Source organism: Streptomyces sp. CNH287, from assembly GCF_000424825.1.
This window is the reverse complement of record NZ_AUKQ01000005.1, coordinates 423,590-445,523: the sequence shown is the minus strand read 5'-3', so window position 1 is coordinate 445,523 and position 21,934 is coordinate 423,590. Positions and strand designations below refer to the sequence as shown.

General features: G+C 72.2%; 21 protein-coding genes. 12 read left to right on the top strand and 9 right to left on the bottom strand.

Annotation, left to right across the window (positions count from 1 at the left end):
• Positions 1-708: 708 nt before the first annotated feature.
• Both H299_RS0108345 and H299_RS40310 read left to right on the top strand, forming a co-directional pair.
• Complete coding sequence (locus H299_RS0108345) at positions 709-1,818, top strand: chitinase (RefSeq protein WP_027748046.1); 1,110 nt, start codon at positions 709-711, stop codon at positions 1,816-1,818.
• Positions 1,819-1,993: 175 nt separating this feature from the next.
• Positions 1,994-2,134: a hypothetical protein gene (locus tag H299_RS40310; protein ID WP_486587190.1), complete on the top strand. Its 141-nt coding sequence runs from the start codon at positions 1,994-1,996 to the stop codon at positions 2,132-2,134.
• Between the two features lie 283 nt (positions 2,135-2,417).
• Here H299_RS40310 and H299_RS39880 read toward each other — a convergent pair whose 3' ends face one another.
• Entirely contained in the window at positions 2,418-2,588 is a 171-nt protein-coding gene (locus tag H299_RS39880) for a hypothetical protein (protein ID WP_199782419.1), read from the bottom strand.
• Between the two features lie 100 nt (positions 2,589-2,688).
• Between H299_RS39880 and H299_RS0108330 the strand changes: the two genes are divergently transcribed.
• Complete coding sequence (locus H299_RS0108330) at positions 2,689-2,988, top strand: helix-turn-helix transcriptional regulator (protein ID WP_486587208.1); 300 nt, start codon at positions 2,689-2,691, stop codon at positions 2,986-2,988.
• On the opposite strand, the gene H299_RS0108325 is transcribed toward H299_RS0108330, so the two are convergent.
• Complete coding sequence (locus tag H299_RS0108325; protein WP_027748044.1) at positions 2,975-3,703, bottom strand: snapalysin family zinc-dependent metalloprotease; 729 nt, start codon at positions 3,701-3,703, stop codon at positions 2,975-2,977. The two genes, H299_RS0108330 and H299_RS0108325, sit on opposite strands and share 14 nt — an antisense overlap.
• Before the next feature lie 329 nt (positions 3,704-4,032).
• On the opposite strand from H299_RS0108325, the gene H299_RS38125 reads away from it, so the two are divergent.
• Entirely contained in the window at positions 4,033-4,896 is an 864-nt protein-coding gene (locus tag H299_RS38125; protein ID WP_027748043.1) for a lamin tail domain-containing protein, read from the top strand.
• 61 nt (positions 4,897-4,957) lie between these two features.
• On the opposite strand, the gene H299_RS0108315 is transcribed toward H299_RS38125, so the two are convergent.
• On the bottom strand, positions 4,958-5,431 hold the full coding sequence (locus tag H299_RS0108315; protein WP_027748042.1) for an Lrp/AsnC family transcriptional regulator: 474 nt from the start codon (positions 5,429-5,431) through the stop codon (positions 4,958-4,960).
• Between the two features lie 93 nt (positions 5,432-5,524).
• On the opposite strand from H299_RS0108315, the gene H299_RS0108310 reads away from it, so the two are divergent.
• From H299_RS0108310 to H299_RS0108300, 3 genes are all read left to right on the top strand, one after another.
• Positions 5,525-6,370: an LLM class flavin-dependent oxidoreductase gene (locus H299_RS0108310; RefSeq protein ID WP_027748041.1), complete on the top strand. Its 846-nt coding sequence runs from the start codon at positions 5,525-5,527 to the stop codon at positions 6,368-6,370.
• 74 nt (positions 6,371-6,444) lie between these two features.
• Entirely contained in the window at positions 6,445-6,888 is a 444-nt protein-coding gene (locus H299_RS0108305; protein ID WP_027748040.1) for a nucleoside deaminase, read from the top strand.
• Between the two features lie 76 nt (positions 6,889-6,964).
• Positions 6,965-7,840 carry a glycosyltransferase gene (locus H299_RS0108300; protein ID WP_027748039.1) on the top strand — a complete coding sequence of 292 codons (876 nt, stop codon included), beginning with the start codon at positions 6,965-6,967 and terminating at the stop codon, positions 7,838-7,840.
• A gap of 623 nt (positions 7,841-8,463) precedes the next feature.
• Here H299_RS0108300 and H299_RS37465 read toward each other — a convergent pair.
• On the bottom strand, positions 8,464-10,275 hold the full coding sequence (locus H299_RS37465; RefSeq protein WP_051262229.1) for a hypothetical protein: 1,812 nt from the start codon (positions 10,273-10,275) through the stop codon (positions 8,464-8,466).
• A gap of 186 nt (positions 10,276-10,461) precedes the next feature.
• Here H299_RS37465 and H299_RS0108290 point away from each other — a divergent pair, with 186 nt between their 5' ends.
• From H299_RS0108290 to H299_RS0108280, 3 genes are read left to right on the top strand one after another with little or no spacing between them, the layout of a single operon-like run.
• Positions 10,462-11,634 carry an NAD-dependent epimerase/dehydratase family protein gene (locus H299_RS0108290; RefSeq protein WP_078512557.1) on the top strand — a complete coding sequence of 391 codons (1,173 nt, stop codon included), beginning with the start codon at positions 10,462-10,464 and terminating at the stop codon, positions 11,632-11,634.
• Positions 11,631-12,125, top strand: a complete 495-nt coding sequence (locus H299_RS0108285; RefSeq protein ID WP_027748037.1) for an NUDIX domain-containing protein — start codon at positions 11,631-11,633, stop codon at positions 12,123-12,125. Before H299_RS0108290 ends, H299_RS0108285 begins: the two co-directional genes overlap by 4 nt.
• Positions 12,122-13,210, top strand: a complete 1,089-nt coding sequence (locus tag H299_RS0108280) for a GHMP family kinase ATP-binding protein (RefSeq protein WP_078512556.1) — start codon at positions 12,122-12,124, stop codon at positions 13,208-13,210. Before H299_RS0108285 ends, H299_RS0108280 begins: the two co-directional genes overlap by 4 nt.
• Positions 13,211-13,288: 78 nt before the next feature.
• Here the strand turns inward: H299_RS0108280 and H299_RS0108275 are convergent, their stop codons facing one another.
• The 4 genes from H299_RS0108275 to H299_RS0108260 form a co-directional block, all read right to left on the bottom strand.
• Positions 13,289-14,386, bottom strand: coding sequence for a radical SAM protein (locus tag H299_RS0108275; RefSeq protein WP_027748035.1), 1,098 nt, complete (start codon positions 14,384-14,386; stop codon positions 13,289-13,291).
• 248 nt (positions 14,387-14,634) lie between these two features.
• Positions 14,635-15,540, bottom strand: coding sequence for a carbohydrate ABC transporter permease (locus H299_RS0108270; protein ID WP_051262228.1), 906 nt, complete (start codon positions 15,538-15,540; stop codon positions 14,635-14,637).
• Positions 15,537-16,556 (bottom strand): carbohydrate ABC transporter permease, encoded by a 1,020-nt coding sequence (locus H299_RS0108265; RefSeq protein WP_078512555.1) that lies wholly within the window; start codon positions 16,554-16,556, stop codon positions 15,537-15,539. The genes H299_RS0108270 and H299_RS0108265 overlap by 4 nt, the downstream gene beginning before the upstream one ends.
• Positions 16,557-16,765: 209 nt before the next feature.
• Positions 16,766-18,058 carry an extracellular solute-binding protein gene (locus H299_RS0108260; RefSeq protein ID WP_027748032.1) on the bottom strand — a complete coding sequence of 431 codons (1,293 nt, stop codon included), beginning with the start codon at positions 18,056-18,058 and terminating at the stop codon, positions 16,766-16,768.
• A gap of 303 nt (positions 18,059-18,361) precedes the next feature.
• On the opposite strand from H299_RS0108260, the gene H299_RS0108255 reads away from it, so the two are divergent.
• Both H299_RS0108255 and H299_RS32875 read left to right on the top strand, forming a co-directional pair.
• Positions 18,362-19,525, top strand: a complete 1,164-nt coding sequence (locus tag H299_RS0108255; RefSeq protein ID WP_027748031.1) for a serine/threonine protein kinase — start codon at positions 18,362-18,364, stop codon at positions 19,523-19,525.
• Between the two features lie 7 nt (positions 19,526-19,532).
• Positions 19,533-20,348, top strand: a complete 816-nt coding sequence (locus tag H299_RS32875) for an HAD family hydrolase (RefSeq protein WP_486587189.1) — start codon at positions 19,533-19,535, stop codon at positions 20,346-20,348.
• On the opposite strand, the gene H299_RS0108245 is transcribed toward H299_RS32875, so the two are convergent.
• A complete protein-coding gene (locus H299_RS0108245) occupies positions 20,296-21,849 on the bottom strand; it encodes a N,N-dimethylformamidase beta subunit family domain-containing protein (RefSeq protein ID WP_027748030.1) in 1,554 nt (517 codons plus the stop codon). The genes H299_RS32875 and H299_RS0108245 overlap by 53 nt on opposite strands.
• Between the last annotated feature and the right edge of the window lie 85 nt (positions 21,850-21,934).

Genomic DNA, 21,934 nt, shown 5'->3' with positions numbered 1-21,934 from the left:
TCCGTTCCGTTTCTGTGCTGCGGGCGGGGGCGTCGGCGGCGAAGTCTCGGTGCTGCGAGGACTCCGGACGCGTCGAGGACTGCGGGTCCTTCGGGTACTTCGAGGACAAGTCGGACACCTTCGGTGTGGGGGCCGCGGCACGACGCGTCAGCCGTCACCGGGCGCCGCTCACCAACCGGAGGGGTCCGGGTGAGGGGCGCGGGGAGGCGGGAGGTGGGTCAGACCGGGGCCCGGGAGGAGAGGAGGAACCGGGCGCCGCGCTGGGCGGCGGTCTTCACCGCATTCATCAACTCACCTCCCTGCTCACGCGCGTGGGCCGGCATCCCGTCCGGAACGCTCAGCGATCCGGCGCGGGTCCGACGCGGACCCGGTCAGGTTAGCAGGGACCCCGCCGACTTTGGTCCAGACCTATTGACGGCAGGTCTGGACCACTTTACGTTCACCTCACCACCCCCGCGTACGTCTCTCCAGGCGCCCCACAGTCCAGGAGCTGAGCGTGTCCCCCAGACTGTTCCTCCTCATGCATGCCCCGCGCACGGCCGCCGGCCGCCGTCCCCACGGCCGCCCCGCGCGCCCTGCCCCGCTCGCACGCAGGCGGTATCACGCGGCAGATCTGTGGCTTCTACCCACTCACCCGGAGTCAGGTCGCCCTGACCGCCTTCGCCGCCCCGGCGACGGTCCGTCATGGCGCGAAGGGAGCACATCATGATCAGACGGAAATCCCGCCTGCTGGGAATCGGCGTGGCGATGGCCTTCGCCGTACCGATGCTGGCCGCGGCGGCACCGAGCGCCGCCTCGCCGGGCACCATGTCGCCGAGCAGCGCGTCACCGGCGTCGGCACCGACCGCCGTACCGCAGGCGGAGACCTGCGCGGTCAAGTCGAAACCCGCGGGCAAGGTGCTCCAGGGGTACTGGGAGAACTGGGACGGGGCGGCGAACGGCGTGCACCCGCCGTTCGGCTGGACCCCCATCAACGACAGCCGCATCCTGCAGCACGGCTACAACGTGCTCAACGCCGCCTTCCCCGTGATCCGTTCGGACGGAACCGTCCTGTGGGAGGACGGGATGGACTCGACGGTGAAGGTCGCCACACCGGCCGAGATGTGCGACGCCAAGGCGGCCGGCCAGACGATCCTGATGTCCATCGGCGGCGCGACCGCCGGTATCGACCTCAGCTCCCGCACCGTCGCCGACCGCTTCATCGCGACGGTGGTGCCGATCCTCAAGAAGTACAACTTCGACGGCATCGACATCGACATCGAGACCGGGCTCGTCGGCAGCGGCAACATCAACCAGCTGTCCGCCTCGCAGGCCAACCTCATCCACATCATCGACGGCGTACTCGCCCAGATGCCCAGCAACTTCGGCCTGACGATGGCGCCCGAGACGGCGTACGTCACCGGCGGCAGCGTGGTCTACGGCTCGATCTGGGGCGCGTACCTGCCCATCATCAAGAAGTACGCGGACAACGGCCGCCTGTGGTGGCTGAACATGCAGTACTACAACGGCAGCATGTACGGCTGCTCCGGCGACTCGTACTCGGCGGGCACCGTCCAGGGCTTCACCGCGCAGACCGACTGTCTGAACAAGGGCCTGAACATCCAGGGCACCACGATCAAGGTCCCCTACGACAAGCAGGTCCCCGGCCTCCCGGCCCAGCCCGGCGCGGGCGGCGGCCATATGCCGCCGAACCTGGTGTCGCAGGCGTGGAACCACTACAACGGCGGGCTCAAGGGCCTGATGACCTGGTCCCTCAACTGGGACGGCTCCAGGTCGTGGAGCTTCGGCAACAACGTCAAGTCCCTCCAGGGCCGCTGACCGGGCACCGAGGCCGCGGCGCCGGGCGGGTCACCCACCCAGGGTGGCCCGCCCGGCGCCGCGCCGGACGCCCGTGAGCTGACCGTATGCTGGGCCGAAGGCAACGGAGAACCAGGAGCGGTCGCCCGGGCCCGGCCTCAGTACGGACGACGCCACCCGGGCCATGCTGGTGCGGATGCCCCGCGTCGCCCAGCGGCTGAAGCGCCTCACGGTGCCCGAGCAGCTGCGCCCGATGAACCTGGCGCACCTGCTCTTCGACGGACCGCCCTGGTCCACCAGCTCGCCACCCGCCTCCAGGTCGCACCGACGACGGTGAGCCTGATGGTCGCCGACCTCAGCCGGCAGGGCGTGGTGGAGCGCGACGCGGACCCGGCCGACCGGCGGCGCACCATCGTCTCGCTCACCCGCGACCCGGAGACCCGGGAGGCGATCAGCGCCTGGCTCGCCAGGGGTGCCGAGGCCTGGCAGCAGGCGTTCGCACCGCTGGCCCCGGAGGAGCGCGCCATGTTCGTCCGGACCCTCGAGGCGTACGAGCGGGTCTCCTCCGACGGCGCGGACCGAGGGCGCTCCCGGCGGCCACGGCCCCGGCGCTGTCACCGTCACCGTCCAGGGTCCGTGCGCCCTCTGTCCCACGGCTGGGCCGCGATCCAGTCGCGCACGAACTCCCCCACCTCCAGCGGGACATACCGCACCTCGCGCCCCAGCACGCGGGCGAACTCCCCGGCCAGCCGCAGGCCCGTCAGCACCTCGGCGCCGCCGACGCGCAGCACCCGGCCCGCCGCAACCGGGTGCCGTCAGCGCCGTCGCCGACGAGGGCCAGGCCGTTCCAGGGACTGAAGAGGTTGTCCAGGTAGACCGGCGGACGCAGCGCTGGCCGCCGACACCCGCCCCTGGACGGTCGAGGCGCTGGCCCGCGAGGCGGGCATGTCCCGGTCCGTCTTCTCCCGCGTCTTCCGCGAGCTGGTCGGCGAGACCCCGGCCCGCCACCTGCTGTCGCGGCGGCTCCAGGAGGCCCGGCTGCTGCTGGCCGACACGTCGGTGCCGCAGCGGGACATCCCCGCCCGGGTGGGCTACGACAGCCGGGTGGGCTTTCACCTGGCCTTCCGCCGCGAGTACGGCATGACGCCCGGCGAGTACCGCGCGGGACGGCGCCCGGTCAGCGGACGGTGACCAGCTCCGGCTTCCACGCGCTGCCGAGGCCGAGGCCGTTCGCCCACAGCAGGTCCACGCGGCTGCTCTCGGCCGCGTTCGGCTGGGCGTTGGTGCAGCCCGTGCCCGGCCCGTGGCCCGACATCAGTTCGCTGCACGGCCCCGAGTAGTGGTCCGGCAGGCCCAGGATGTGGCCGGTCTCGTGCGCGACGATGCGCAGCGCGTCGTACTCGCGGCTCTGCGGGAGGTCGATGAAGATGTAGCCGTGCCCGTGGCCGTCGGTGACCGCGTGCGAGCCGCGCGGGTCGGTGCCCTCCCGGTAGCTGAAGTCGGCGGCGCCGCTGACCTCCCGGAGTTGGACGTGGGTGACCGAGGAGTTCCAGATCTCGGTGCTCTCGGCAATCTCCGCCTGGAAGCTGGGTGCCGCAGTGTCGTTGTAGGTGAGGGTGACCGCCTGGGTGCCGGACTCGGCGGCCCGCTCGTGCCGCACGTCCTGCGCGGCGCGCCAGACCGCGTCGAACACCGCCCGGCTCTTGATCTGCTCGGCCCGGCTGCCGCCGCCGTAGGCGGCCGTGGCGGGGGCGGCCGTGGCGGGGGCGGCCGTGGCGGGGGCGGCCGTGGCGACTGTGCGCTCCGCCGCGCGCGGCGGGCTCGCCGCGCCGGGTGCCGCCGCGAGCCCGGCGACCGCGAGGCCGAGGCCGAGCGCGCCGGAGAGCAGCGTCCTGATGCGTTTCACGTGGAGTCCTCTCGTCGTAGGGGGGTCGGCGCCTGGCGCCTGACGAGCGTGGTGGGCGGGCCCGGCGCCCGCATCACGCCGGGCGGCTCCCGTCCTCGCAGAGTGTGGTGGCGCGGTGTCCCGCACGGAGGATGCCGACCGGCGATAGGCCGGTCCCATCACGGCGCCGCCACGCAGCAGACCGGCCGGGGGTGCGCAGGCGAATCGCCCAGAAACTACCCGTCAGGGTGGTTCCGGGACGAGCTGCGCGTTCCGTGCCGGTGGGCGGGTAGATCGACGCTCGGCAGGGCCCATCGAGCAGCAGGCCGAGCAACAGGGAGAAACCAGGCATGAGTTCCGCTGTCACCACCGGATCGTGGACGTCCCTCACCGTCAGCTCACCCACCATCAGCGGCGTCCAGACCCACCACGTCAAGTGGGGCGACGCCGCCGACAACGCCAAGAGCGGCTACGTCTTCCAGGGCGGCACCGTAGAAGTCGACCTCGACGGCACCGAGTTCACCCTGGGCACCTTCACCCACCAGAACTTCCCCATCCCGCCGCTCCCCCAGCGGGAGTTCGACGTGGACCTCAAGGTGAACGTGGCGTTCGAGGACGGCACCACGAACGACTTCACCTTCCGCTTCCACCACAACGAGACGCCCAACAACGGCCCCGCCCCCGAGGACCTGGTCGACCTGCCGTCCTTCATCTCACCCGAGACGGTGACCGTGGACGGGGTCGCGTACAAGGTCCTCATCAGCGGCTTCAAGCAGAACGGCCAGATCGTCCGGCAGTTCGTGAGCCAGGAGAGCAGCGCGAACAGCGCCGACATCGTGGCGCTCTTCGCCCGGCCCGGCAAGCCCGACGTCGTCATCACCCAGGTCCACTTCAAGGGCCAGGCCAAGGGCCAGGCCGACGAGTTCGTCGAGGTGCTCAACCGGGGCACGGAGCCCGCCGACATCTCCGGCTGGCTCCTGGGCGCCGACGACCGGGGCCAGGACTTCACCTTCCCGCCCGGCACGCTCCTCCAGCCGGGCCAGCGCATCCGGATCTACACCAACGAGGACCACCCCGCCTGGGGCGGATTCCGCTACGGCGTGAACCGCCCGATCTGGAACAACCAGGGCGACACCGCCAAGCTGACGGACCCGAACGGCGACGTCGTCTCCGACTTCCCCTACGGCGACAAGGTGCCCACCCCCGTCCCGTGACGCCCGGAGCCGGGGCGGCGCGGGCGGGGGCGCTGTCCCCCTCCGCCCGCCCCGCGCGCCGCTACGCTTCCGCGTCCGCTTCGGAGGAGGGCGGCGCGAGGGGGCCGCGGAAGGGGAGCGTCTGGCTGTAGACGACGTTCGTCGTGGTGCTGCCGAACCGCGCCAGCTCGTTGATCAGGCCTTCAAGCCGGGCCATGGAGGCCACCGCGACCTTCAGCGTGTAGCAGTCGTCCCCCGTGGTGCGCAGGCACTCCAGGATCTCGTGCCGCTGCGCCAGCAGCCGGTGCAGCGGCTCGTGGCTGCTGCCGGGGTACTTGAGGCGTACGACCGCCAGCACCGCGAATCCGGCCCTGCCCAGGTCGACCTCGGCGCGGTAGCCGGTGATCACCCCCAGCGCCTCCAGCCGCCGGACCCGCTCGGTCGCCGCCGAGGCGCTGAGGTTCACCCGGCGGCCCAGCTCGGTGAGCGGGAGGCGGCCGTCACGCTGGAGTTCGGCGAGCACGGCCCAGTCGGTCGAATCGAGACTCTCGGTCATCCGGCGAAGATACCGGCAGATCCACGGAGCGGAACCCCTCACGCCGGAAGGAGTCTCTTCCAGCGGCCCTGTCCGGCTGGATAGCCTCGATCCATGCGAACAGGCGTGAACGTACCGAACTTCGGCCCCGGCACCGACCCCGGTGTGCTGCGGTCCTGGGCACAGACGGTGGAGGGGCTCGGCTTCGACCTGCTGATGGTCTCCGACCACGTGGCGATCACGCCGGACGTCGCCGCCCAGTACCCGGCGCCGTTCTACGAACCCTTCACCACTCTCTCCTGGCTCGCCGGCGTCACCGAGCGGATCGGCCTGGGCACCACGGTGCTCGTCCTTCCCTACCGGCATCCTCTGCTCGTCGCGCGGATGGCGGCCAACCTCCAGCAGCTCAGCGGCGGGCGGCTGGTGCTGGGGGTCGGGGTGGGCTGGGCGCGGCAGGAGTTCGAGGCGCTGGGCGTGCCGTTCCGGCAGCGCGGGCGGCTGACCGACGACTACCTCCGGTCGCTGCGTACGGCCTGGGCCGATGAGGCGGACTACGGCGCCACCCCGATCCCGGTCTGGGTCGGGGGGCACGCCGACGCCGGGCTGCGCCGCGCCGTACGGCTGGGCGACGCGTGGCACCCGCTGCGCCTGACCCTCCCCCGGCTGCACGCGACGGCCGACCGGCTGGCGGCGATCGCCGCCGAGGAAGAGCTGCCGGTGCCCGCGTTCGCGCCGCGCATCGCCCTGCGGATCACCGACACCCCGGTCACCGGGGCGGAGCGGGCCGCCGGGGTGGGCACCCTCGAGCAGGTACTCGGGGATCTGGAGGAGCTGCGGCTGATGGGTGCCGAGAGCGTCGTCTTCGACCCCTTCGACGGTGACCCGGAGGAGACGCGGCGGCCGCAGCGGGCGTGGCGGGCGCTGGCCACGCTCGCCGACTGCTGGGATCGGGGGCGGTAGCCGCCGACCGCGCCCGCCGCACCCCCCGAGCCCGACCACCACCGCCACCACCACCGCACCCACCTGGAGCGAAGATGACCTCACCGGCCACGCACGACCCGCACGACGAGCCCCTTCTGCGCCGGGCCATCGCGCTCGCCGCCACGGCCCGGGAGAGCGGGAACCCGCCCTTCGGCTCGCTGCTGGCGGACTCCGCAGGCCGGGTGCTCGCCGAGGAGTGGAACACCACGCTGACCGAGTCCGACATCAGCGCCCATCCGGAACTGAAGCTGGCCCGCTGGGCCGCCCGCGAACTGGACCCGGACACCGCCGCCGAGACCACCCTCTACACCAGCTGCCAGCCCTGCCCCATGTGCACCGGCGCCCTCGCGCGCTCGGGCCTGGGGCGCGTCGTCTTCGCGCTCTCCGGCGACCAGCTCTCCGGCCTCAAGCCGTCCGGCGACTTCCCGCCCGTGCCCCAGTACGGGCCCGCGCTGTACGACGAGGCGCGGGTACCGGTCGAGGGCTACTACACCTGACACGGGTCCTGGGTCCGGCTCCTGGCGCGGGGGCGGCTAGCATCGCAGCCTGGGCTCAGGAACGGAGTGTTCATCTGTGCGTCATCTTCGCGTCGGCGTCGCCATCTTGACCATGGGAAACCGGAACGACGAACTGCGGGAGCTGCTGGACTCCGTGGCGGCGCAGAAGACCCCGGCGACCCGGATCGTGGTCGTGGGCAACGGCTCCCCGCTGCCGCCGCTGCCCGCCGGGGTGACGGAGGTCGAACTCGAGGAGAACCTCGGCGTCTCCGGCGGCCGGAACGCGGCCATCGACAAGCTCCGCGAGCTGGGTGACGTCGACCTGGTGGTCAACCTGGACGACGACGGTCTGCTGATCAGCCCGGACGTCTTCGGCCGCCTGACCGAGGCGTACGCCGACGATCCGGCGCTGGGCATCGTGAGCTTCCGCATCGCCGACGAGCGCGGCCTGACCCAGCGCCGGCACGTACCCCGGCTGCGCGCCAGCGACCCCGAGCGCGGCGGCCTGGTGACCACCTTCCTGGGCGGCGGGCACGCGCTGTCGATGGAGATGCTGGAGCAGACCGGCGACTGGCCCGACGAGTTCTTCTTCGCGCACGAGGAGACCGACCTCGCGTGGCGGGCGCTGGACGCGGGCTGGCACATCCGCTACGAGCCCTCGCTCGTCCTCCAGCACCCCTGGACCTCACCCGCCCGGCACGCGGTCTACTACCGCATGGTCGCCCGCAACCGGGTGTGGCTGGCCAAGCGCCACCTCCCCGCCCCGCTGGTGCCGCTCTACCTGGGCACCTGGGTGGCACTGACCGCCGCCCGCACCAGGTCCGCGGCGGGCCTGCGGGCCTGGGCGGGCGGCTTCATGGAGGGGGTACGCAAGCCCTGCGGACCACGTCGGCCGATGCGCTGGCGCACCGTCTGGCGGATGACCCGGCTGGGGCGGCCCCCGGTCATCTAAGGGCCGTCCCGTAATCCCCGGCGGGCGCACGACGCCAGCTACGGTCCCCTGCCGCGTTGTCGGATCGTCCGAATACGGCCCGGTATGAGGACGACCCTCCGCCTTGCAGGGCACCGCATCTGACGCCGTGCGCTGATCCACCGCGGATTACGGGACAGCCCTTAGTGCCGCGTCAGGCAAGGTTCACCCCGCTCGCCGCCCTGGCACGCCCATCCGCTGCGTTGCCCGATCGACCGAGTAGCCCACTACGAGGCCGATCAGGCGCCTTCCGGCCGACCGCACCAGGACGCCTCGCTACCGGGCAAACCTTGCCCGACGCGGCACTAGGCCCTGTCGGCGTACGGCCTCAGGCGGGGCTGTGCGGCGTCCGGTGCACTGCGTTCGCTGCGCTCTCTCCGTCTCGGCCCTCACTTCCGCTTCTCCGGAGGCCGAGCGCGTTCGCCGGGCGGAGGCCCATCCTCGTACCGGGCCGTACGTGGGCGGCTCCGACCGCCTGACATGGTGCGGTGCCGGACGCGCGACGAGAGCGGGGGCACTCTCCTCCGGCTTCGCCGGGAGGTGCCCCCGCCTCGCGAGGCGCCGCGTCCGGCAACCGGCGGGGCCCGGCCGCCAGGTGCCGGGCGTCAGTCGGGGGCCGGGTCGTCCGTGTCCGGGGACAGGTGGATGCCCTCGTAGGCCAGCCACTGGGCGAACGAGTGCAGCCCGAGCCGCAGCCCCATGGCGGGTTTCCAGCCCGGCGGCGCGGGCGGTGCCGGCACCCGCTGCCCGTCCGCCGCCGCGGGCTCGGACGCCTCCTCCCCGGCGGGGACCGCGGCCAGCGGCACCGGGCGGACCGCCTCGCGCACGGCCGCGGCCAGCTCGGCGACGGGGTGCGGGTCGAAGTCCGCGAGGGACAGCTCCCGCTCCGCGGGCGGCCGTTCCAGCAGCAGGCAGAGCGCGTCGGCCAGGTCCGCGGTGTGCAGCGGGCGCAGCGGCTCGCGCCGGGTGGTGTCCGGGCGCAGCGGGCGGCTGCGCAGCGCGTCCCAGACCAGTCGCCCGATCACCGTCTCGCGCGCGCAGCCGGGCCCGTAGAGGTCGCCCGCGTCCACGGTGTACGACGCGCCGCCCGGGTCGCCGCCCGGTGCTCCGGCGGGGAAGCGCAGCGAGAACGTGGCCGCGCCGGCCGTCGAGTTCAGGCCACGCAGGTCCAGCAGCGCGTGGCAGCCCTCCTCCGTACGGGCGCCGGGGCGCAGCGCGGTGACCCGGTGGCCCCGGTCGGCCAGCGCCCGCACGAGGTGCTCGCCCAGCGGCGTCGCCGCGCCGTACACGCCGACTCTCCCGGCACGGGCGGGCCGCCGTACCGTGCCGGAGGCGGGGGACGTGCCGGGCGCGTCCCCCGCCTCCAGGCCCGCAGCCAGCCCCGCGCGCACCAGGCGCGTCAGCGCGGCGCGCCGCTCCTCGATCTGCTCCTCCGTGGCCGTGTGGCTGATGCCGCCGGACCCCACGGTGGCGAGGCATTCGTCCAGCACGGCCGGGTCGACCACGCCCTCCGCGCACCGGTGCCGCTCGCGCCGGGAGACGAAGCCCATGGTGTACGCGGTGAGCCAGGCGGCGCGGCCCCCGTCCGGCAGGGACGCGTCCGCTTCCGGGACCAGCCGCTCGGTGCGCACCCCGGCGCCTTCGAGGTACTGCTCGCAGCCCAGGTGCAGCCAGCGCTCCGGCCCGGGGCCGTCCTGCCGTACGAGGCACTGGGCGAGTCCCTGCTTGTGGAACGGCACCACTCGCAGGCCGGTCAGCCGCGCGCCCTCGTGCTGCGCGGGCTCGTGCGCGGGCGCGTCCGGCGGCGGGAAGCACACCGAACGGCGGGGCCCGCGGAAGGCGTTGCCCGAGATGCTGCCGTGGTCCTCGTGTTCGGCGAAGCTGGGCACCGCGACGTAGCCGGGGACGCGGTGGGCGCGCAGGTAGCGGCTCATCAGGATGTCGTCGGGCCAGCCGCCCAGCCGCCGCCTGCCGTACGCGGCGAAGCCGGTGGCCACGTGCCGGGGCAGGATGATCGCGACGCAGGGGAAGTACTCCCCCACCGCGCCGACCCAGCGCGCTCCGGCCATGGCGCCGAGCCGGGCCGCAGCGCCGTTGCGCGAATCCCAGAGCGCGAAGAGCGCGAGCGCGGCGTCCGGCATCTCCTCGACCGCCCGGCGGGCCCGTCGGAAGAAACTTTCGGACAGGATCATGTCGTCCTGAACCACCAGGTGGTGGGTGGCCCCGTCCTCGATGGCCGACCATGCGGCCAGCGCGGTGCGCAGCACCGAGGGACGCCCGCCGGGGTCGGGGTCCATGACGACCCGTAACGCGCCCGGCGGCGCCCCCGAGGCCAGGCGTTCCGCGGCTGGCAGGCGCTTGGGGTGGGTCATCACCGCACCGCTGAGCACGACGTCGGTCCTCCGGTCACGCGTCACAGATCCTCCACTGGTCCACCGGGCCGCAGCTCCGGTCTCTACTGGAATCGGACAGTACGGCTGCCGGTATCGACGCCGCAAGACAGCCGAAAAGGCCCTCTGGCACAGACCAATTCCGCTCGTCATGATGACCCCACGGGCCCGTCCCGTCACAGCAGTTCCTCAGCGTCCACGGAGAGGCTTCCCATGTCAGCGGCACCGAAAGAGCACAGCAGCGACGCGGCCACCGGCAGCACCGGCGAGACCCCCGGCATCGGCCGCCACGAGCGGAGCCCCGGCACCGGGAGCGGGGGCCCGACGGAAGCGGCGGCCGGCCCGGTGGCCGGCGCCTCCGTCCCCGCGCGGCTGGAGAGCCTGCGCGGCGCACGTGTCGTGGTCACCGGGGGCGGGGGCCTGGTCGGCAGCCGGTTAGTGGGGCTGCTCCACCGGGCGGGCGCCGAGGTGACGGTGCTCGACCGGATGGACGCGTATCCGGGCGCCGTGCACACGCTCTTCGGCGTGGACGCGCTCGGCGTGAAGGTGGTGCGCGGCGACATCCGCGACCGCGAGGTCGTCCGCCAGCTGCTGGCCGGTGCGGACCACGTGGTGCACGCGGCGGCGTACGCGGACGTGGCCGCGTGTACCCGGCACCCCGATGTCGCCTTCCGCGCCAACCTGGAGGGCACCGAGGTGGTGCTGGAGGAGACGGTGGCCGCGCGGGTGCGGCGGCTGGTCATGGTGTCCTCGGCGGCCGTCTACGGCAACGGCGACCCGTCCGTCGAGGGACCGCAGGAGTTCCGGGAGGAGCACACGCCGCTGCCGCTCTCCGTCTACGCGAACTCCAAGCTGTGGGCCGAGCACCAGACGCGGCTGATGCTCGGCGGCTCGGACAGCACCGAGTACGCGGTGCTGCGCTACTTCTCCGTCTACGGCGACCCGCAGGTTCCCAAGCCCGGCAGCCACTCGTGGATGGTGCCGTGGCTGACGATGCAGGCCCGCCTCGGCCGCCCGATGCAGCTCAACGGCGGCGGGGTGCAGGTGCGGGACCTGGTGCACGTCGAGGACGTGGCGGCGGCCACCGCCCTGGCCCTGACCGAGGAGGGCATGGCCGGTCAGACGGTCAACGTCGGTACGGGGACGCCGACTTCGGTCCGTGCGGTGGGCGAGATGATCGCCGCGCACTTCCCGGACGCCCGGTTCGTGACCACGCCGCTCCCGCCGGGCGACCCGCTGGGCGGCTTCGCCTCGACCCGGCGTACGCGCGAGCTGCTGCGCTGGTCGGCGTCCATCAGCGTGCGCGAGGGCGTGGACCGTTACGTGCGCTGGCTGGCCGACAACCCGCAGGCGTTGCCCGACTGGCTGAGCGAGTCGGCCGCATGAGCTATGCCGGCTCCTACGTCTGGTCGCTGCGGCAGTCGGTGGGCAGCCGGCTGCTGCTCGTCCCCGGCGCCCAGGTGCTGCTGCTGGACGAGGCCGGGCGCGGTCTCTTCCAGCAGCGGGCCGACACCGGGGTGTGGGAGCTGCCCGCCGGGGCCTGCGAGGAGGGCAGCGACTTCGCGGGGACGGCGGTGCGCGAGCTGCGGGAGGAGACCGGGCTGCGGGTGGAGCGGGCCGATCTGGAGGCGTTCGGCTCGCTCTCCGACCCCGGCGTCCACACGCTCACCTATCCGGGCGGCGACGTGACCCACTGCTTCGCGCTGTGCTTCGCGGCCCGGCGCTGGTCGGGGACGCTGCGCCCGAATCCGGCGGAGGTGCGGCAGGCGGAGTTCCGCGAGCTGACCGAGGTGCCGCGTCCCGTGCACCCGCCCACACCGGTCGTCCTGGAGATGTTCCGGGAGTACCGCACTACAGGAAGGTTCCAGGCCCGGTGAGCGCGCACGCGAACGCACGTCCCCAGACCGGCGCCGAGCCCGCGGCGGGCGGGCCGGCGGTACCGGGCGCGGCCGGCCCCGCCGCCCGTGCGGTGGTGCCCTGCCGGGCCTGCCTCTCGGGCGAGGACCTGGACTGGCTCGGCGGCCGGTCCGTCAGCCTGGCCCTGGACCTGACGACCACGGTGGAGGTGCCCACCGGCCGCCCCGGCGGCCCGTGCACGGAGAGCGGCTGGGCCGACGAGGTGTGGCAGTGGCTGCGCACCCGGCAGCCCTCGCTGGGGCTGGGGCGGCGCCCGCCGGCCGTCACCGTACGCAGCGACGCGCCCGCGGCCAGCGGGCTGTCGTCGTCGACGGCGCTGATCGTGGCGCTCTTCCGGGCGTTCACGGACGCCTGCGCGCCGGGGGCGGACGTCTCCGCCCGTACGCTGGCGCAGTGGGCGTACGAGTTCGAGTTCGCCGTGTTCAACGGCGGCGGCATGGACCACCTCGCGGTCATCGCCGGGGACGCGCTGCTGCTGGGCGGCCGTACGCGGGGGCTGCCCGAGGTGCGGGAGCAGGCGCGGTTCCCGGCGGAGTGGGCCGTCCTGGTGGTCGACTCGGCCACCCGCAAGGACACCGGGGACCACATCCGCACCGTGCGGGCCCAACTGGCCGCCGGTGACGCACGGCTGGCCGGCTACCTCTCCCGGACGGACGACGCCTCGGCGGCGGTCTGGGCGGCGCTGGGCAGCCGCGACCTGGTCGCGCTGGGCATCGCGATGAGCGAGGCGCACGAGGCCATGCGGGACCTCCAGGAGATGTCGACGCCGACGCTGGAGGAGTTGCGCGTACTGGCGCTGCGCGCCGCCGGACTGCCGCTGAAGCTGAGCGGCGCCGGTGGCGGCGGGGCGCTGGTGGGGATCTGCCGGGCGGCGGACCGGGCGGAGATCGCGAAGGCGCTGCGCGACGCGTTCCGGCCGGTGCAGCCCCGGGCCCGGGTGATCCCGGCCGGTGCGGCGCCGGGCCTGCCGGGCTGGACGGCGGAGCCGCACGGCGCGGGCAGCGCGGGCGGCGCGGGCCGTACGGGCGGCGGCGCGCGCGGCTGAACCGTACGCGGGGGCCCGCTGCCCGGCCACAGGCCGGGCAGCGGGCCCCTCTCGCGTGGGGTCCCAGGCGTCCGGGAACTAGATGAACGGGTCGTAGTCGGTACCGGGTTCGGGCGCGGGCACGCCCTTGCCTATCTTCTCCAGTTCGAGGTTGGAGATGTGCCGGGCGCAGTGGAAGCGGCAGTCCCGGCTCGGGTCGATGATGCCCCGGTCGGAGTCGCGCCAGATGTCGGCCAGGCTCTCGGTGACCGCGTCGCCGATCTTCGCCCCCGAGTTGCCCCGGTGGTAGGAGCAGACGTACACCCCGGACGGGGTGACCAGGGTGCGCAGTTCGGCCACCGCGCAGCGGTGGTAGTCCTTGGGCTGCACCGCCCCGACCCGCTTGCGCAGCGAGGTCAGGGTGGAGGAGTTGATGATCTGGAAGGTGTCGTCCTCCAGCCGGGCGGCCTTCTCCAGCTGGTCGTCGACGGAGTCCAGGGTCTCCTGCGCCACCTGCACGATGTGGTGGCCGTCGTCGAACATGGCTTTGGTCTCGAAGTAGTCGCATCCGATGTCATGGGCCAGCTCCGCCGCCTCCAGCACCTCCTGGTGGTTGCTGACCACGGTGCCGTCAGGCTCCTGGCGGCTCATGATGAGGAACGAGTAGCCCAGCGCGCCCTTCTTGGCCGCCGCCAGCATCCGCATGTTGGCGATCACCTTGTCGAAGACGCTGCGGCCCTTGCGGTCCGGCCGGAAGAGCCGGTAGGTGTCGCTCGTACCCGCGTCCATGGAGACGCGCACCCAGCTGGCGTACTCCGCCAGTTCGGCCAGGTTCTGGTTGATGAGGGTCCCGTTGGTCACGACGCCGACGGCTATGCCCGCCTCGCCGAGGACGCGCAGCACCTTGCGGGTGCCGCGGTGGGCCAGAGGTTCGCCCCCGCCGATGAGGACGACGGCGTGGACGGACATCTCCACGAGTTCGCCGGCCAGTTCGGCCAGCCGTTCCGGGGTGAACCGGCCCTGGTTGAGTAACTTCCCGCTGATGCACTCGGGGCAGGCCAGGTCGCAGAAGGTGGTGGGGTCGAGATCCACCACGAGCGGGCCGGAGGTGGCGGCGCCGGACGCCGCCTCCAGTACCCGCGGCCAGCCGGAGGGCTGGTACAGCTTGGAGACCAGATCCAGGCGGTCAGTCTGCACAGTGTTTCTCCATCAGTGCTGAGGTTGCTGAGTTGCAGGGCGCGGAGGGGCACGGCTGCGTGCCGGTACTCCGCACGGAATCGCGTGCGAGGGGCCGCGAGTCCCCGGTGGAGGTGCCCGGCCGCGTCCGCAGCCCCAGCCCCAGCACCATCCCCAGCCGCGGCCCCAGCTGCGGCCCCAGCCGGGCACCTCGCCGGTGCCCGGGTGCCGCACCGCGTCCGGGGTGCGGCCGTACGGTCGTCGCTCCGTCATCCCTTCACCGCCCCCGCCGCGAGGCCGGCCGCGAGCCGGCGCTGGACGATCATGAAGAAGATCAGCACGGGGAGCGCGGTGAGCGTGGCGCCCGCCATCATTCCGCCGTAGTCCGTGCCGAAGCTGGTCTGGAAGGAGACCAGCCAGATGCTCAGGGTCTGCTTGTCGTTGGTGGAGAGCAGCACGTAGACGAGCACGTACTCGTTCCACGCCTGCACCAGTGAGTAGATGGAGGTGGCGACCAGGCCGGGCGCGAGCAGCGGCAGGACCACCCGGCGGAACGCGCCGAAGCGGGTGCACCCGTCGACCATCGCGGCCTCCTCCAGCTCCACCGGGATGCCGATGATGAAGCCGCGCAGCAGCCAGACCGTGAAAGGCAGCATGAACACCAGGTAGGTGAGGATGACGCCGGCCAGGCTGTCGGTGAGCCCCATGTCGCTGAGCAGCAGGTAGATCGGGATGATCAGCCCGGCCAGCGGGATCATCTGGACGGAGAGGATCACCAGCACGAACGCCTTTCGGCCCAGGAAGTTGAACCGGGCCACGGCGAACGCGGCGAGCGTGCCGATGAGCAGCGAGACGACCACGGTGCCCACACCGACGATCACGCTGGAGCGGACGTTGGACCAGAACGTCGGCGTCGCCATCGCCCGCTCGAAGTGCTCCAGGGTCAGCCCGCTGGGCCAGAACTTGGGCGGCCAGGCGCGGATCTCGGACGCGGGGCGCAGCGCCGTGAGCACCATCCAGTAGAGGGGGAAGGCCATCAGCGCGCTGAAGACCAGGCCCAGCGTGTTGGCCAGGCGCCTACCGCGGCGACGGCGGCGGCGGCCCGTACCGCTCGCGCCGGCCTTGCGGCTCGTGACGGCCTTGCCGCTCGCGCGGCTCGTGACGGTGCCGCTCACTCGACCTCCCCCATCTTCAGCAGCTGACGCAGGTAGACGACGGCGCCGGCCAGCAGCATCAGCACCGTGATCACCGCGATGGCCGCACCGGAGCTGTACTCGTTGACGGCGAAGGACTCGGTGAAGGAGTAGACGCCCAGCAGGTAGTAGTCCTTCTCGGGCGTGCCGCCGCGCATCAGCCAGATCTGGTTGAAGACCCCGAAGTCCCAGATGGCCATGAGCGCGGTGACCATCACGAAGGCCGGTTTGATGACCGGGAAGGTGACGCTGCGGAAGAGCTTCCAGCCGCGCGCGCCGTCCACCCGTGCCGCCTCCTCCAGTTCCGCCGGGACCTGGGTGAGCGCGGCGTGCAGGGTGATGGCCGCGAACGGGATGGCGCCCCAGACGACGACCAGCACGATGACGGTGAAACCCTGCCAGGGGTTGGCGAACCAGTGGTGCCCGGTGAAGTCCACGCCGGGCAGCAGGCTCAGCAGCCAGTTGACGACGCCGTGGTCGGTGTCGGTCAGCCAGCGGAAGACCGCCGACGCCACCATGATCGGCATCGCCCAGACGGCGACGAGCACGGCGGTCATCGTCACCCGCACCCACCGGTCGACGTGGCGGAGCAGCTGGGCGACGCCCATCGCCAGCCCCATGGTGAGACCGACGCACACCACGGTGAAGAGCGCGGTGCGGCCGACGACCTCCCAGAAGAACCCGTCGGTGAAGATCGACCGGTACTGCTCGACCCCGGCCCAGGGCGGGTCCGTGCCCGCGAACAGCTCCTTGCGGGTCATGTCCTGGAAGGACAGCAGGAACAGCTTGACCAGCGGGTAGCCGAGCACTGCGGACAGTGCCAGCACGGTGGGCGCGACGAGCAGGTAGGGCAGCACCCGGCGGGGCCGGGCCGGGCCCCCGGGGGTGCGGGGGCCGGACCGGGCCGCAGGCGGCCTGCGGTGGCGGTGGCTGCGGCTGCGGCGCGCGGACGGGGCCTTCGGCCCGGTGCCGGAGCGCGGCGGATGCGCGGTTTCCATGACGGAGTGCTCCTCGGGTACTCGTCCGCGCCGGGTGCGGGCGTACGCGTGCGTATGCGGTCCGTACGCGTGTGCTGTGCGATTCGGGGGCGTCCCGCGCCTGTGGCGCGCACCTGCGCGTGCGACGACACCCCCAGCGGTCTTCCGACCGCTCCCCCGTGGAGCTGGACCGGCTCGGGCCGGCCGGGCGAACCGGCCGGCCGTCGCGGTCAGTTCTCGTTGATCACTTCGTCGATTCTGCGGTCGGCGTCCTGCGCCGCCGCCTTCACGGACTTCTTGCCCGTCGCGATGGCCTGGAGCATCTCCTGCATGATGTTGGACTTCTCCACCGCCACCCAGCCGGGGGCGAGCGGGGTGACCCAGCCGCGCTTGGCGGCCTCGGCGGCCGGTCCGTTGACGCCGTCGGCCGGCACCTCGTCCAGCTGTGCCGTGTTGTTCGGCAGCGTGTCCACCTTGATCAGCTCACGCTGCGAGGCGCTGTTGGTGAAGATGCTGATCCAGTCGGCCGCCATCTCCTGCTTCTTGGACTTGGCGGGGATGGCGAGGGTGGAGCCGCCGAGGAAGGGCGGCAGCACCTTGCCCGAGGGGCCGGGGAAGGCGAACGTGTCGAACTTGCCCTTCAGCTCGGGGTTGCCGCCGGAGCGCTTGTCGGTGGCGGCCATCGCCTCCCAGGTGTTGCCGTAGAACATGCCGACGTGGCCCTGGCCGACGATCGCGGGCTCGTCGGCGTTGTCCTTGGTGCGGTCCCCGACGTGGTAGTTGTCGAGCAGCTCGTACCAGGCGGTCAGCCCCTTGACGGAGGCGGGCGAGGACATCGCGCCCTGCCAGCGGCCGTCCTTCTCCACCGCCATCTCGCCGCCCGCGTCCTTGATGAACGCCATCGCGGCGTACCAGTAGCGGCCGGGCATGTACATCGCGGAGAACTTGTCGTCCTCGGCGCCGAACTTCTTCTTGAGCGTGCCCAGGTCGGACAGCAACTCGGTATACGTCTTGGGCGGGCCGTCAAGACCGGCCTTCTTGTAGAGGTCGGTGCGGTAGATACCGACCCGCGCACCCACGTAATAAGGCACACAGTAGGTCTTGCCGTCCTGCTGACAGGCCGTCTCCAGCGCGGGCAGCCAGTCCTTCGAATTATCGTAGTCCTTCGGGTCGACCTCGGCGAATGCGCCGTTGATGATGTAATTGGTCGTCTCGCTGTTGCCCATTTCCACGATATCCGGGACCTTCTGGCCCGCCAGCGCGGCGTCGATCTTCTGGTTCTTGCTGTTCCACTGCTGGTACTGGACTTTCACCTTGACGTCGGGATGGTCCTTCGCGAAGCGCTTGTTGGTCGATTCCACCAAGCCCGGCCATACCTGCTCCGCGTCCACGGTGAGCCACACCGTGAGATCGCCGGATTCCGCCGACGAATCGCCCGAGTCGCTGCTGCACCCTGCTAATACGGTCAGCAAGGCGACAGCTGCCGCCAATCCTGTGGAGAAACGAGATGTGCGCTCTGCCATGGTGCGCTCCGTCCCGAGGGGGGGTCAACGCCGATCCCGTACCTACCCCGCCGTAAACGGGAATCCACACAGGGGATTTATTCCAGCCAGATAGCTGGAACGGGGCAGGGCCGCCCGGCAAAGGACAGACCCCTTGGGGCCATTGGTCTATACCATGATCAAGGGCCAGTGGCATGGTCCGCAAGCCGCCGAGACTTGACGCAAACAGTGCGGTGTGTGACCAGGCCACCCTTGACGGTGACGCCCCGTCTGCCTCACTTTGACTCGCGTGTCTCCCACGTTCCCGATCGAAGGGTGTGGCACGTGACTGAGTACGGCACGACGCTTGCGGAATCGGACACCGGCCCCATACGGGTCAACTCATGGAACGGCTGGGATCCGTTGCGCCACGTCGTCGTCGGGCGCGCCGATAACACGGTGGTGCAGGCGCCCGAACCCGCTGTCCGACGGGACTTTCCGGACGACGGCTACCCGCTGGGCACCTACGGCCCCATGCCCGCCGACATGACGGCCGAGGCCAACGAGCAGCTGGACAACTTCACCGCGATGCTCCGCCGTCGCGGTATCCGGGTGGACCGCCCGGACCCGGTCGACTTCAGCCGGCAGGTCTCCACCCCTGACTGGACGCAGGACACCATGTCGGGCTGCATGCCCCCTCGCGACCTGCTGCTGACGGTGGGCAACGAGGTGCTGGAAGCGACCATGTCCTATCGCAGCCGGTGGTACGAGTACCTGTGCTACCGGCCGCTCCTGAAGAAGCTCTTCGACGCCGACGACCGGATGCGCTGGGAGGCCGCGCCCAAGCCGCGCCTCACCGACGCGAGTTACCACACCGACTTCTGGGACACCTACAACACGCTGCCCACCGAGGAGCAGCTGCGCCGGGTCCGCGACTACGAGCTGGTGCTCACCGAGGAGGAGCCCCTGTTCGACGCGGCCGACGTCGCGCGCTTCGGCAAGGACCTCTTCGTCCAGCTCTCCTTCGTCACCAACCGCAGCGGCTACAAATGGCTCAAACGCCATTTCCCCGACCACCGGGTGCACGCGGTGACCTCGACCAACACCCACCCGCTGCACATCGACGCGACCTGGGTGCCGCTGCGGCCCGGCCTGGTGCTGCACTGCGGCGAACGGCTCGCCGACGCCGAGCTGATGGAGTTCTTCAAGCTCAACGACTGGGAGATCGTCGAGGCGGTGCAGCCCGCCAGCTGGGACCACCCGCCCAAGCTGTCGTACTGCTCCCCGTGGCTGGCGGGGAACATGCTCAACCTCGACGCGAACACGCTGTGCATCGAGGAGAAGGAGGTCCGGCTGTCCGAGCAGCTGTCGGCCTACGGCTTCGAGATCGTGCCGGTGCCCTTCCGCGCGGTCGGCCCGTTCGGGGGCGGCCTGCACTGCGCCACCGTCGACATCGAGCGCGAGGGGTCGCTGGAGGACTACTTCCCGCGCCGGTACGGAAGGTTCTGATGCCGTCTTGAACGCAGGCGGCAGCGGTGGCGGCGGCCGGGACGGTGGCCGGGTCCGCGTGGTGGTCTTCGACTTCTACGGCACGCTCGTGCGGATGGTGCCGCCGCTGCCGCCCAGCCACCGGGCGGTCTTCCTGCGCCACGGCCTGCCCGCGCAGGCCGTGCGCTGGGGCGACCAGTGGTCGGTCGGCCCTGCGGACGGCGAGGAGCACACGGCGCACTCCGTCAGCGAACATGCCTACCTGGCATGGGAGTTGGAGCGACTGCGGCACCGGGCGCGTACCTGCGGCGTGCCCGAGTCCCGCGTCCAGGCGCTCGTGACCGAGATCGACCGGTCGATGAAGAGCCTGCGCCTGGCGCTCTTCGCCGACACCCTCCAAGCACTGGGCGCGCTGCGCGACCGGGGCCTGCGGATCGCGGTGTGCTCCAACTGGTACTGGGATCTGGAACGGGCCCTGGAGACGGTCGGGCTGGCCGGGGCGGTGGACGTCGCGGTCAGCTCGGCGCGGGCGGGCGCGCGCAAGCCGCACCCGCTCATCTACCGCACGGTCCTGGAGCGGTGCGGCACCCCGCCCGGTCAGGCGCTCTTCGTCGGCGACATGTGGCAGGCGGACGTGATCGGACCGCTGGCCGCCGGGATGCGGGCGGTGCACCTGTGGCGCGAGGAGGACCGGGCGGTGGAGGGTGCGGCCCCGCCGCTGGTGGACGGGGCCGCGCGGGTCTCCACCCTGCACGCGCTCGGCGGCCTGCTGGACGACTGGCCCGCCGGTCTCAGCCGCCCCGGCGGCCCAGCCGGTCCAGCAGGTTGCGGGTCACCCGGGTGACGCCCGCGTCCAGTTCCCGTCCGCACACCACCGGCCAGTCGGTGGTGCCCGCGGTGAAGACCGTGCCGCCGCCTGGCTCGGCGGAGGTGTGGATGCCCATCGTGGCGGCGCGCGGACCGGTGATCTCCGGTTCGCGCGCCGGGCAGTTCCAGTGACCCCACTTCAGGTGGTGGAAGTCCTCGTGCACCGGGTCGAGCACGTACAGGCCCAGGATCAGGAACGACTCGGGGGTACCGTCCACTCCGGTGGCGCGGGCGGTGCCCGTCTCGTCGTACGCGAACGCCGCGCCGTCGCATTCGTAGCCGATCAGCCCCGTCCCGGCGCCGAGCGCGTCGGGCCGGCCGCCGCCGGAGCCGTCGCGCAGCCCGGTGCCCTCGAAGACCCAGTGGTCGGCGTGCTGCACCGTGTAGCCCGCGCGGGGCCGGTCGCCCGGCCAGTCGCCCGGCCACATGCCGCCGTTGCGGAAGCTGACGCCGGTCAGGGTGTTCTCCGGCTCGCCCACCCCGCCGGGCGCCGGGTGCCACCACAGGTCGGTGGCCGGCAGGTGCGGGTACTCCTCGCCGACCTGGTGGTCGGTGTCCGAGACGAACGCGGTGTCGTCGTCCGTGAGATGGACCCGCCACCAGCAGGTGTTCGCGCTGAGGAAGGCGACGTTCCCGCCGCCGCGCACGAAGTCGGCCACCCGGGTGCGCATGGCGGCGCTCCAGTACTCGTCGTGGCCCACGCTCAGCAGCAGGTCGTAGGGGGCGAGCAGGTCGGGGTCGGCGTGCAGGTCCTGGTCGGTGCAGTACTCCACGTCGTACCCGCCGCGCTCCAGCCAGGCGATGAAGGGGGCGTCCCAATAGGCGAGGTCGATGACGCCGCCGGGGCGGTGCATGCTCAGCTTGTGGCCGCGGGGCTGCTCCCCGGACCCGCCGGACCCGCCCGACCCGCCGGACCCGCCCGACCCGCCGGTGCCGTCCTGGTAGACGGGGTGCTCGTAGAGGTTGCTGGCGCGGACCAGGCCGGTGCGGTTGGACTGGTTGTACGCGTGCCGGGTGAAGGTCGACTTCTTGTACAGGATGCGGGCCGTGCGGCCGGGGACCCGGGGCCGCACGACGAAGAACTCCCGCTCGAAGCCCTCGATCTGCGGGAACCCCTCGGGGCCGCCGTCCGGCGCCAGCAGCGGCACGGGCTCCCCGGCTCCGGCGCCGTCCTCAGCCCCGCCCTCGCCCTCGACGAAGTGGGCGAGGTACACGCCGGGCGGCCAGTCCTCGGGGACGGGCAGTTCGCAGGACGGCCAGCCCCACGCCTCGGCGGGCGAGGCGTGCGCGGGATCGCCGTCGGGATGCGGCGGAGCCGGACTGTGGACCCCGGGATACGGCTCCGACTCGCCCATGTACGTCAGTTCGCGGCCGAGCCGGTAGCAGCGGACCCGGAATTGCGCGGCGTCCGTGGAGACATGCAGCTGCAACGCGCTTCCGGCGAGCACACTCTCCCGGCCCACATAACCTTCAATCACCGCGCCCGACCCCTTCCGTACGGAAATCGCCCGCGCCTGACGGGCTGCTGTCGCGCGAATGCTATGCGGTGTTCCGGCGGCCGAC